Here is an 11863-nt window from a genome sequence, read left to right as displayed (position 1 = left end):
TCTACGCCTCCCGCTTTTTCATTTCCTCAAGCAATTTTCCTGACACGGCAAAATGTGTGGCATCTATAAAAATTCTTTTTCTTTCCGTCTCATGTGCATCTGCCACATAACCTGTTCCAGCCATTTTATAAGCATCTTCAGTCATGCGTTTCATCATCGGATCTGCAAAAACAATGTCGTAATCCTCTTTCTTGATAAGCTCCATATAATCATCTTCTTCTCGAAGTGAAATATCACCTTCTTCGGAGAGTTCCTGCTTCATCATGAACCAGCTTGCTACCGTGATAACTGCATTGTTATCAACAGATAGATCCCCATTTACTTTCTGGCATCTTCGTCTGATTTCTGCACGCATTGCATTTCCAATAACCTGCTGATGCACGATTAGGATTTTCTTTCTCCGATAATCCATACCCGGAACCAGCTCTTCTACAATTGGGTAAGTGACCTCATAAGGTGTGCCAAATGTTTTTTCCAGATATTTCGCAGCTGCCAGAGCCGCCGGGGAAACTACAATATTTTTTTCAACCTCGCCTGCTGTTCGATGATTATCAAGACCATCCGTGCTCCGGCAGACATTTTCTCCCATGCAGTAGCAGATTGCTTCTTTTCCTTCTTTTTCCTGGTAATATTCTCGAATCTTCTTTGGTGCCTGAAGGTCACTTATGTCCTGCGGCGTTAATCCAAGAACCCCGATCTTTCCCTGTTTTTTCTCAATATCCAGATTCGGCTTAATTCTTTCACTTGCCTTATCAATCATTTCCTTTTCTGCAAATGTCCGGAAAAGCTCCAGCCATGCTTTTTCTTCGCCCACATCATATAATTCCATACCATCTGTATCAATGGTGATAACAGGCATATTTAATTTTTTCTCGCACATTCTTCCAAGTGCCTTGTAATCCGTTCCGATTACTGCCGGAACCGGTGTCCCAATGATTGCTACAAACTTTACATCGAGCTTTGAAGCTGCATCCACCAGCTTCTCCACCAGACGGTCATCTCGTCCGAGAATTGCGTCCATATCACGCAGTCCCGCACTGAACAAGGCACTTTTTTGTTCAAACCAGCGCGGCTCGTCGAAACCACATACATTTCCTGTACAGCCGCCGGCGTCACAGATTGCGATCAGTCCCCCAAGTTCATATAACACGGACACCGCACCAGACTGATCCGGTGCAAATGGTGTCAGATATTTTCTAAGTCCTCTCACTATACTACCTCCAGTAATTGTTCGAATAATCTTCTCACTCCTGCATATCCATATGGCTGTTCTTCCCCGTTCCACATGACATATGGACAATCCGGATGATAATAACAGGCATCTTTTCCGATTGCCAGATTCACATCGCTTTTCGCCGGGTCATAATAAATCATCGTCGGTTCCATATTGGAAAATACTTTCGTCTCTGGACTTATTTTTGCCAGAGAACGAATGTATGTGAAGTTCTCCACCGTGATTGTCCCGTAAATTTCCGGTACAGAAAATCCGTAACGTATCAAGGCTAATGATAGTTCAAATGGATCAGCGTTCAGGCATTCTCCGATTGCAAAAGAAGCATCCGGACACTTCTGCCAGAATTTTTCCAGTGCATCTTCTGCCTGCTTTTTATATTTTTCATCATAAAATGCAACACCGAGTGCATTACCAAGTGCATGATACTGGTTTTCAATCTTGTCTATCTGATAGAGTCTTCGAAGCTCGATAAATGGAATTTGAAGCCGGTTGTGAAAATCTTCTGCTGCAAATCTTGCTTCGTGGTGCAGTACCAGATTGAAATTTGCTTCTGACATAGTCTGATATTCCATATAATCCTTACATCTGGAAATCTCATGAATCGTCTTCACTCCCGCACTATGCAGCAGATCATATATCTCACAGTCATCCACAAGCGGCGAGAAAAATCCCAAAAGATTGACTACATTGCCTTTCTTTTTTCCCGGCTCAAGCAGTGAATATAAGGACTGCCTTACATGTACCATCGGTGGTTTTCGGCCTTCTCTTGTAAGCGCATACATATAACAAGGTCTGACCGGAATCTCTACCTGTTCTTCCGCCTTTTTGCACACCCGCTCCATATCCGTTCCAAGAAGGGCATCCACACAGGTAATGCAGATCATAACGACCGATGGTTTTTTCGGACAGACACTGCAGATTTCCTCTACTGCTTTTGGAATTTTTTTCAAATGTCTTCCTGTCACAATATCGGTCTCGTCCATCATCAGATAATAGAACCGGTCATTATATTCCTTCATCGAACTGATCAGTGAAGTATTTCTTCCACAACACCCCGGAGCCACGATCAACATAATGGAATCTGGTACTGCAAGACCGGCACGCTTCACGCCAAAGCCTTCTGCTCCCGGTGAATTGAATGCCAGTGTAGCCGGCGAACTGTAGATCAGATGCTTATGTGACTGAAACTGTGTCGGAATCTGTTCCAGGCCAAGCCTGCTCAGTTCTTTCGTTGTACAGAAAAATGCTTCTTTTTCCACTTTCTGGTTTTCTGCTTTCATCTTCGTAATTCCCACCATGTCCTTACTCCTCGCTTTCCAGTAATTTTTTTGCAAGGTCATAGAATCTTCCACTGATCTCTGACTCTGAATTTCCTTCAATCACCGTCTGCCCCTGATCTTCGTAACGGATGATCTCATTGCTTCTTGGAATCTCTCCCACGATTGGAATTCCGCTTTCCTTAGAAAATGCCTGCACTTTTTGCACCTCATTTTCCACGTTTCTGTGATTCAGCACAATGCCAAACACCCGTGCATAGCTTCGGTCTTCAAAATTACGAACTGCGCTGGAAATGTTATTAGCCGCATACAACGCCATCTTTTCTCCGGACGTTACAATCAATACTTTTTCTGCATAGCCTTCCCGGATCGGTGCTGCAAAGCCGCCACACACAACATCTCCGAGAACATCGTAAAGCACTACATCCGGCTTGTATGTCTCAAAAAGTCTCAAATCTTCCAGAAGCTGGAATGTTGCAATAATACCTCTGCCAGCACATCCCAGTCCCGGCGTCGGGCCGCCTGTCTCTATACAGAGTACGCCGCCAAATCCTTCCTTTGAAATATCTTCTAATTTCTCCGGTTCCTCGTCTTCCTCCCGCATATAGTTCATGACCGGACGAAGAGGCTTTCCTTCCAGCAGATTAATTGTAGAATCTGCTTTCGGGTCACAGCCTATCTGAATGACTCTTTTCCCCATTGTAGCAAATGCTGCCGCCAGATTCGAAGTTACTGTGGATTTCCCAATTCCACCTTTTCCGTAAATCGCTACCTTTAACATGTCTCCCTCCCAATTTCCCCCAACGAAAAAGGACCTTTCTCCTTCCGGAAAAAAGTCCTTATATCTGCCACTAAAGTAGTATTCACCCTGAGAAATCTGTACAGATGCGATTTCTGCATGATGGATTCTTGTACAAGGAAGATGCACTTTCCCCAACTGCATCTTCCCTGTGTCTGATATATTCGACTATTCCCGCTCGGATTACCTTGCCGTCAGAGTCTTTTTTAATTATTTTCTTTTAAATTATCTTTGTTTATTATAACCTGCCAAACTACTTTTGGTCAACATATGCTATTTTATTCACAAAATTATTTTTTCTTTTTCGGCAAAAACAAACTCAACAGCAGAGATACCACGAACACACCTGCCACTGCATTTCCATTGAAGATATCTCCCACCTCATGTGGAAATGCACTGAAGAAGTTGCCGGATGTCTGTGTCAGTCCTACACCGATTGCAAATGCCAGTGATACAATGACCATCGTCCGGTCATCGAACTCACATTCTTTGAGCATCTTGATTCCTTCATACATAATAGACCCGAACATCATAACTGTACAGCCACCAAGAACTGCCTGTGGCAGGGAATTAAAAAATGCTCCCAGCGGCGGGAAAAGTGATGACAAAATCAAAATAAATGCTCCCATCAAAATCGCAAACCGGTTGATGACCTGCGTCATCGTTACAAGTCCCACATTCTGGCTGAAAGAAGTCAACGGCAGACATCCAAAACAGCCGGAAAGTGCACTGGAGAATCCATCTACAGCAAGTGACCCCTGCAATTCTTCCATCTTGATCTCGCGATCCAAAGCACCGGTACATACGGCGCTTGTTGCACCAGTTGTCTCTGCCGCAGATACAAGAAATACAATAGCAATTGTCAAAAATGCTCCCAGATCAAAGATTGGTTTATGGCTGGTCAGAAAGACCAGCTTCGGCAGACTGAAGACTCCAACTTCCTGTACAGTCTTTGTAATTCCGGAAAAGTCTACCATCGGCGCAATACCTGCAACTGTAAAAATGATCGCCAACAGATATCCAAGAATCAATCCCACCAGGACATTCAAATTCTTATATACCCCTTTCAGTAAATATCTGGCTACCAGGCATACAATCAGGGTAAATGCTCCAACAACCAGATGATACCATGCGCCAAAATCAGCAACTCCGCTTCCGCCGCCCCAGGAATCCATACCTACGGACAATAACGAAAGTCCGATTGCGATAACTACACACGCGGATACGACCGGTGTCAGGAAGCGCTTCCAGTATCTGGCACTAAGCCCCACCAGTCCTTCAAAAATACCTCCTAAAATAACAGCACCAACCATCCCTTCATATCCAAGTTCCGGATTGGTACAGATTACTAACAGACTTCCAAGAAACGTAAAGCTGACTCCCATAACTATCGGAAGCCCCGACCCGATCTTCCACACCGGATATAACTGCATACATGTTCCGATACCTGCCACGAACATCGCACATTGTAAAAGCTGGGTGATCTCTGCAGAAGTCAAGTGTTCCCCTGTTCCTCTTACAAGCGCGGCACTGCAAACGATCAGCACCGGCGCCAGGTTTGATACAAACATGGCCAGTACGTGCTGCAGCCCGAATGGAATTGCTTTTTTCAGTGGCACTCTTCCGTTCAGCCGGTATATATTCTCCGTACTGACATCTGCCACTTTTTCTTCTTTGTTTGTTGTACTCATTGTTTTATCCCTCTCAAATCCTTTTTCTTACTTTTATTAGTCCGGTCTACTCAACCTTCCCAATCTCACTGAACGGCCAGTAGCGGAAAACGGCCTTTGCAAGAATCGCATCTTTTTCTACGAAATGATTCTTCCAGTACCTGGAATCCAAACTGTTATTACGATTATCCCCCATCATAAAATAGCAGTTTTGTGGAACTTCATATGGTCCGAAATCTCCGATCGGTACTTCGTTGCAGAAACTATCATCCAATGGCTTCTCTGATCCATCTATGTACACTTTTCCGTCTTTCACTTCCACAGTCTCCCCAGGCAGACCAATGACTCTTTTTATAAATATCTTAGATGGATCATCCGGATATTTAAAAATGACGATATCAAACCTCTGCGGATCTTTTGATTTGTATGCAAACCGGCTGCCGATGATCCGGTCTCCCTTCATAATTGTTGTCTGCATAGATTCAGACGGAATCACCGCATTGATATAGACCAGTTTATTTAGTGCAAACACGACCAGAAAAATAATAAGAAATGTCTTGGCATAATCCCATATCGTTGCAAGTACCCCTTCTTTTTCCGGTTCATGTTTCCCTTTCTTTCCACTCATATATATATCTTCCCTTCTACTTGAACATTCTCTTTTCAAAACATCATGTGTTATAGCTCACAAGATGTTTCTATTCTACCACACATTGCCCTATGCAGGAAACTAATTTCTATTTCTATTTTTCAATGCTTCCAGTTATGGGAAAAATGGCAAAAATCACATTTTCATCTTGCTTTTACGTTTTTTCAGGTCTATAATAACTGGTAAATCGGAACGCCCCATGCAATACATATCATTTCATGGACATTTCGAAAATTACATATGGGGAGCTGGTGAAAACCGGCTGAGAGGAAGCGTAATTCCGCTTCGACCCATAACCTGATTTGGATAATGCCAACGTAGGGAACATATCTTAACGCGATAATTAAGGAAGATGCTCTACGCATCTTCTTTTTTTATACAAGCGATACATTGGGGACACCACCTTGTACCGCTATAGAAAAACTCAGACAAAAAATGAAAATGGAGGCAAAATGAACATGAGAAACTACACTACACAAATGGATGCAGCCAGAAAAGGAATTCTCACGCCTGAAATCAAGACCGTCGCTCAAAAAGAGCATATGTCCACTGACGAGATGATGAAGCTCGTTGCTGAAGGCAAGGTTGCAATCTGTGCCAACAAAAACCACACATGTCTGAATCCGGAAGGCGTCGGCAGTATGCTTCGCACGAAGATCAATGTAAATCTCGGAGTCTCTAGAGACTGTAAAGATTACGATATCGAAATGCAGAAAGTGATGAGTGCTGTAAATCTCGGAGCAGAGGCCATTATGGATTTATCCAGCCACGGCAACACTCAGCCTTTCCGGCAGAAGCTGACACACGAATGTCCGGCAATGATCGGAACTGTTCCGGTCTATGACAGCGTCATCCACTATCAGAGAGATCTTGCTACTCTGACTGCACAGGATTTCGTCGATGTAGTACGTCTTCACGCTGAGGACGGTGTGGACTTTGTAACACTGCACTGTGGAATCACCCGCAAAACTATTGAACAGATCAAAAAACACAAACGTAAAATGAATATCGTAAGCCGCGGAGGAAGTCTTGTATTTGCATGGATGTGCATGACCGGGGAAGAAAATCCGTTCTATGAACATTTCGACGAGATTCTGGATATCTGTGAAGAATACGATGTTACCATCTCCCTTGGTGATGCATGCCGACCGGGATGTCTGGCCGATGCCACAGACGTATGCCAGATTGAAGAGCTTGTACGCCTCGGCGAACTGACAAAACGTGCATGGGCACATAATGTACAGGTCATGGTCGAAGGTCCTGGACATGTACCACTTGACCAGGTCGCAGCCAATATGAAAGTTCAGCAAAGCATCTGTATGGGCGCTCCATTCTACACACTTGGACCACTCGTCACAGATATTGCTCCTGGATATGACCATATTACTGCTGCCATTGGAGGCGCAGTTGCTGCCATGAACGGTGCTGCTTTCCTTTGCTACGTAACACCTGCCGAGCATCTGGCACTGCCAAATGTCGACGATGTAAAACAAGGCATCATCGCTTCTAAGATTACCGCCCACGCCGCTGACATTGCCAAAGGTATCCCTGGTGCAAGAGATATTGATGATAAAATGGCTGATGCACGCCAGAAACTGGACTGGGAAGCACAGTACGCCTGTGCTCTTGACCCGGATACTGCAAGAGCGATCCGCGACAGCCGCCGTCCGGAGGATGACCACAGTGATACATGCAGTATGTGTGGCAAATTCTGTGCCGTACGAAGCATGAACAAAGCACTTGCCGGCGAATACATCGATATTTTATAATTCACCTGCCACTTATAGCAGGAATCTTCTCAGGAGATAGAATACATAAGAAAAAGGAATACACAGAAAAAGCTTCCAGATACAGATACAAATACATTTCATCTGGAAGCTTTTTCTCTAAAAACCGTTTTATTTATTTTCCTTTTTCCATCTCTTATGAATGTCATTCAGATACTTTTTATTGTACGCAGCCCATTCGTACTGTGACATATACTCCCCTTTATATGCATTCATAACCTCTGCATCTTTTTTATTGAATTTGTAATAGTCACAGTCGATCATCTCCGGAACAATGGCAATATTATTGTAGCTTTTCTCTATTACGTCTTCTGCTTCCAGCTCCTTCAACGTCTGTTGCAGTGATGACAAAATCTTCTGAATATACCACTGTTGTTTTTTATCATAGGGTTCATTTTCAAATAAAACTGCTGCCAGTTCCTTCACTGAGCAGGAAGAACCGTTGCGATCCACCAAATATGCCATTACCTCTTTCGCCTTCGATCTGCTGAAATGTGCCGGCTTTCCAGTTCTGTCATATACTTCAAAATTGCCAAAGCACTGAAATTTCAGTCTTGGTTCATTTTCAGCCGGCAATGGATAGCGAAGATCTTCCGTCTCTTTTCTGATTTTCCCAGCCGTTACTGGTTTTTCAATATAACCGCTGGCATGTATTGCCATTGCGTCTTTTGTGTACTCATCATATCCTGTAACAAAGATAATATTAATGTCCGGAATAATTTCTTTTAACTGTTTTGCCACATCGATGCCGCTCACACCACGCATACAGATATCTAAAAATGCGATTTTGCATCTCGTCTCCTTTGCAAACTCCAGTAATCTGGACGGTTTGCTAAATGGGTAAATATTTGCTTTCGGGCATACCTCCCGGACAGCTTCGCACGTCATCTCCAATGCCAATGGTTCATCATCTGCTATTATAATGTTCATGATTGTCCCCTTTCGGTAAATTAATTCGTATTTTAGTTCCTTTTCCCTTCTCACTGTAAATATCTACAGTTCCATTGCACATCTTTTGAAACCGGATTCTTGCGTTACGGACTCCTATGTGCTGTCTTCCATCACTTTGCTCTTCCATCTTTGATATATCAAACCCGACTCCGTCATCTATGATGCAAAGTTCAATCTGTTCTTCATTCTCTCTTGTCGTAATTCGAACAGCTCCCCCATCTTCTTTCTGTCCAACTCCCCAGTTTATTGCATTCTCAACAAAGGGCTGCACAGATAACATTGGCACTTTAAAATCAGTTTTCTGCAGATCATATTCTACATGCAGATCATCTCCAAATCGAAGCTGTTCCAGATATAAATATATTTTAACATATTTTAGTTCTTCTTCAAATGGAATTGATTCTTTTTTGTCAATTGCGTTTATATGATTGCGCCAGTAATCCGCAAAATTGATGATTGCCTTCTTCGCTTCTTTTGGATTTTTGCTGCAAAGCTGCGCCAGTGCTGTCAGCGAATTATATAGGAAATGTGGCTGGATCTGGGCAATCATCATTTGCATCTGATTCATGGACAATTCATGTTCCTGCTGTATCAGAATCTTTTCCTGTTCTACGATTCGATCATACTGTGCCATATGGACACTAATGCAAATATAGATCAGCGCCAGCGTTGTCGCCAGATTAAATGTGGTTGATTTCCAAAGCATTTGTGCCGGAATCGATGCAATCGGTATCAATCCGTACATAAGAAGGCTTAACACATCATGTCTGACAAGTGCTTTCCTGTGTTTTAACAAAATCACAATGTTTCCACACATCACAATAATACAATAAAACTGACACAGCCAATAAATCGAACCTTGTGTATAATCCCCCTGTGTGTCCAGATAATAAAACTTCCCACTGATATCACTGGAGATCCATAATATGATTGCAATCACTGTTGACAGCATGACCAGATACACGTAAGTATTTCCAATCTTCTCGTGTTGATAGATTGTCTCTTTTACATAATAGGTATAGACCATACATTCCAGAGAGAGACAGGTAAATGTCAGATTCAACATAAATAGAAGCCACACTTCATTCTTTCCGAAATCCATAGCGGTCCAGCTCAGTACATCTGCCGTAAGTACGATCATGTGAATCACAAGCCAGATGATCAGAATATAATCTAATGTATTCCTCTTTGCTTCCTTCGATGTAACATGTTTGATTCCACGTTGCATTTTAATCTTTGCAATACATGCAAACAGCAATACGAATGTAACTAATGCTGCAAAACTTTCCAAAGCGGTATTGGCAAAAGCTATTTCATCCGACATAAAAATTCCTCCATTTTTATTATCCGTATAATTTTTATGTATCATTTGACATCTTGTAATAAGAAAAGGATCCTTCTTTCTCGAAGAACCCTTATATGCACATCTATATAAAAAGAAGCTGGAAATCGGACTTGAACCGACGACCCCTTCATTACGAGTGAAGTGCTCTACCAACTGAGCTATTCCAGCAAGTGTTGTGATTGACGTACGACAACCACAACTACTATTATATCGAATCTTCTCAGATTTGCAAGAACTTTTTTAGTTTCTGAAGCATTTCTGAAGCATTTTTTACTTCTTGCTTCTTATCAGTTCTCTTTTCCCATCTGGACAGTCAGATGCGGATATGCCATCTCAATCTCATTCTCATCCAGTTTCAGTTTGATTTCTTCCAGAATCCTCCATCTTGCATTCCAGTAATCTTCATTCTTCACCCATGCACGGGCACCAATGACTACCGAACTTTCTGCAAGTTCATGGACAAATACCAGAATTTCTTCATTCTTGATGGTCGCATCGTCCTGTCTGATAATCTCCTCAATGACCGCCTTTGCTTTTCGCAAGTCCGCTTCATAAGCAATATCTACTTTCAGATCCAGCTTCCGCTCCGCCTTAGCCGTTGCATTCGTCAGACTGTTATTGGTCAGCATTCCATTTGGGATCACAATCGTTTTATTATCAACGGTCGATAACTTTGTATAAAAAATCTGAATTTCCTTTACCGTCCCTTCGTTGTGGTTTGTATCCTCAATAATATAATCTCCCACTTCAAATGGTTTCAGAAGCAGAATCAATACTCCGCCTGCAAAATTAGAAAGGCTTCCCTGCAGAGCAAGACCGATTGCTACACCGCCAGAAGCAATAATCGCTGCCACTGAAGTTGTATCAACTCCTAATTTTGCTGCAATCATAAAAATCAACAGAAAATATAAAGAAAATTTCAAAACAGAGTCTACGAACTGCTCTACTCCTTTATCTGCACTGGACCTTGCCAGCGATTTTCTCACAATTTTCCGTATAAATTGGATCAGAACACGCCCGATCATAAATACTGCAATTGCAATCAGCACTTTCACTCCAAATCCGATCAGGTCTGAAAGATGCTCCTGCAGATACTGCGTTGCCTGATTCATCTCATTCACTGCATCCTGCGTTGCATCTGTCACTCCTTTTGTCGCATCTGCCACCCCTTGTGGCACATCCCCTGAATCCACTTTTAAGGATGTCCCCTGTGTGGTTGCCAATTTTAACAACATGCTATTCATATTATTGTCTCCTGCTTTACTTTCTAGTTTACATTTTCATATCCAGTCTCTCTATTTCTTCAGGGCAAGAAATGCACTCAATGTTCCGCGTTCATTTCCTGTTGTTCTGTGTGAGAACAAAATATCCGGGTTGCAGTGTGTACATACATTGGTCACTGCAATATGCTCCGGAAGAATTCCTGATTCTAAAAAAACAGACTCATTTGCCTTCCATAAATTCAACTGATATTTTCCATTTTTTTTCTGATAAAAAATTTCAGGCCAGAGATTTTCGTCATAATTCTCACAGAATTTTTTAATAACATCTTCACTGACTTCATAACAATCCTGACAGATAGACGGTCCTACCGCTCCTAAAATATCTGCCGGATCACAACCAAACTCTTCCTCCATCTTTTCCACAGTTACTTTTCCAATCTTTCCAACTGTTCCTCTCCATCCAGAATGGCTCAGTCCAATGACTTTCTTCACCGGATCCACAAAATAAAGTGGTACACAATCTGCATAAGAAGTTACAAGACAGATTCCCGGCACGTCCGTAATCATTCCGTCTGTCTCAGGAAAGGACTGTCCCTTCTCCTTGGCGTACACGCGCTTTACATTCGTCGTATGTGTCTGCTGCGTATAAGTAAAATCTGCCACTTCTACGCCGATTGCCTGCGCAATCAGTTCACGATTCTTTTTCACCGCCTCCGGATCATCTCCTCTTGTCAGGCTGATGTTCATAGAACTGAAGCACCCGGTACTGACTCCACCCAGTCTGGTAGAAAATCCGTGGTTAACGATTCCTGTATTTTCCAAAAGCGGATAGGACAGATACGGCACACCGCCGCGCTGCCGCTCTACAAATATCTGCTCATTATTCTTATATTTTAATCCAAGACTCATATATTTCTCCTAACTTCAT

10 protein-coding genes, 1 tRNA gene and 1 riboswitch are annotated in these 11863 nt (G+C 42.7%); of the genes, 1 reads left to right on the top strand and 10 read right to left on the bottom strand.

Going from position 1 to position 11863, the window contains the following annotated elements:
* Window position 1: 1 nt before the first annotated feature.
* The 5 genes from C7E02_RS00825 to lepB all read right to left on the bottom strand — a co-directional run bounded on the left by C7E02_RS00825 (window position 2) and on the right by lepB (window position 5608).
* The gene (locus C7E02_RS00825) at window positions 2-1210 is read right to left on the bottom strand and encodes a nitrogenase component 1 (protein WP_105308554.1); all 1209 of its coding nucleotides are present in this window, start codon (window positions 1208-1210) and stop codon (window positions 2-4) included.
* Window positions 1210-2532: a nitrogenase component 1 gene (locus tag C7E02_RS00820; RefSeq protein WP_203226939.1), complete on the bottom strand. Its 1323-nt coding sequence runs from the start codon at window positions 2530-2532 to the stop codon at window positions 1210-1212. Before C7E02_RS00820 ends, C7E02_RS00825 begins: the two co-directional genes overlap by 1 nt.
* A 4-nt stretch (window positions 2533-2536) precedes the next feature.
* Complete coding sequence (locus C7E02_RS00815; protein WP_005336137.1) at window positions 2537-3292, bottom strand: nucleotide-binding protein; 756 nt, start codon at window positions 3290-3292, stop codon at window positions 2537-2539.
* A 308-nt stretch (window positions 3293-3600) separates the two neighbouring features.
* Window positions 3601-5001 (bottom strand): uracil-xanthine permease family protein, encoded by a 1401-nt coding sequence (locus C7E02_RS00810; protein ID WP_005336135.1) that lies wholly within the window; start codon window positions 4999-5001, stop codon window positions 3601-3603.
* A 46-nt stretch (window positions 5002-5047) separates the two neighbouring features.
* Window positions 5048-5608 carry a signal peptidase I gene (lepB, locus tag C7E02_RS00805; RefSeq protein WP_105308553.1) on the bottom strand — a complete coding sequence of 187 codons (561 nt, stop codon included), beginning with the start codon at window positions 5606-5608 and terminating at the stop codon, window positions 5048-5050.
* Window positions 5609-5860: 252 nt separating this feature from the next.
* Window positions 5861-5971, top strand: a riboswitch (TPP riboswitch).
* 116 nt (window positions 5972-6087) lie between these two features.
* Here lepB and thiC point away from each other — a divergent pair.
* Entirely contained in the window at window positions 6088-7398 is a 1311-nt protein-coding gene (gene thiC / locus C7E02_RS00800; RefSeq protein WP_105308552.1) for a phosphomethylpyrimidine synthase ThiC, read from the top strand.
* Window positions 7399-7527: 129 nt separating this feature from the next.
* Here thiC and C7E02_RS00795 read toward each other — a convergent pair whose 3' ends face one another.
* The 5 genes from C7E02_RS00795 to pgeF form a co-directional block, all read right to left on the bottom strand.
* Window positions 7528-8346, bottom strand: a complete 819-nt coding sequence (locus C7E02_RS00795) for a LytR/AlgR family response regulator transcription factor (RefSeq protein ID WP_005336124.1) — start codon at window positions 8344-8346, stop codon at window positions 7528-7530.
* Window positions 8324-9691 (bottom strand): sensor histidine kinase, encoded by a 1368-nt coding sequence (locus C7E02_RS00790; RefSeq protein ID WP_029731641.1) that lies wholly within the window; start codon window positions 9689-9691, stop codon window positions 8324-8326. The genes C7E02_RS00795 and C7E02_RS00790 overlap by 23 nt, the downstream gene beginning before the upstream one ends.
* 116 nt (window positions 9692-9807) lie before the next feature.
* A tRNA-Thr gene (locus C7E02_RS00785) sits at window positions 9808-9880 on the bottom strand.
* A 119-nt stretch (window positions 9881-9999) separates the two neighbouring features.
* Window positions 10000-10956 carry a mechanosensitive ion channel family protein gene (locus C7E02_RS00780; RefSeq protein WP_105308550.1) on the bottom strand — a complete coding sequence of 319 codons (957 nt, stop codon included), beginning with the start codon at window positions 10954-10956 and terminating at the stop codon, window positions 10000-10002.
* Window positions 10957-11007: 51 nt separating this feature from the next.
* Entirely contained in the window at window positions 11008-11844 is an 837-nt protein-coding gene (gene pgeF, locus C7E02_RS00775; RefSeq protein ID WP_105308549.1) for a peptidoglycan editing factor PgeF, read from the bottom strand.
* Window positions 11845-11863: the final 19 nt, after the last annotated feature.

The sequence above is a fragment of the Dorea sp. Marseille-P4042 genome, from assembly GCF_900290215.1.
Lineage (GTDB): Bacteria > Bacillota > Clostridia > Lachnospirales > Lachnospiraceae > Dorea > Dorea formicigenerans.
The sequence above is the reverse complement of the archived record's forward strand: the minus strand, read 5'-3'. Positions and strand labels throughout refer to the sequence as shown.

Excerpts from the sequence above, each read along its gene's own strand:
- pgeF (WP_105308549.1), bottom strand. The coding sequence starts at position 11,844 with ATGAGTCTTGGATTAAAATATAAGAATAATGAGCAGATATTTGTAGAG.
- C7E02_RS00810 (WP_005336135.1), bottom strand. The coding sequence starts at position 5,001 with ATGAGTACAACAAACAAAGAAGAAAAAGTGGCAGATGTCAGTACGGAG.
- C7E02_RS00820 (WP_203226939.1), bottom strand. The coding sequence starts at position 2,532 with ATGGTGGGAATTACGAAGATGAAAGCAGAAAACCAGAAAGTGGAAAAA.
- C7E02_RS00795 (WP_005336124.1), bottom strand. The coding sequence starts at position 8,346 with ATGAACATTATAATAGCAGATGATGAACCATTGGCATTGGAGATGACG.
- C7E02_RS00790 (WP_029731641.1), bottom strand. The coding sequence starts at position 9,691 with ATGTCGGATGAAATAGCTTTTGCCAATACCGCTTTGGAAAGTTTTGCA.
- lepB (WP_105308553.1), bottom strand. The coding sequence starts at position 5,608 with ATGAGTGGAAAGAAAGGGAAACATGAACCGGAAAAAGAAGGGGTACTT.
- thiC (WP_105308552.1), top strand. The coding sequence starts at position 6,088 with ATGAGAAACTACACTACACAAATGGATGCAGCCAGAAAAGGAATTCTC.
- C7E02_RS00780 (WP_105308550.1), bottom strand. The coding sequence starts at position 10,956 with ATGAATAGCATGTTGTTAAAATTGGCAACCACACAGGGGACATCCTTA.
- C7E02_RS00815 (WP_005336137.1), bottom strand. The coding sequence starts at position 3,292 with ATGTTAAAGGTAGCGATTTACGGAAAAGGTGGAATTGGGAAATCCACA.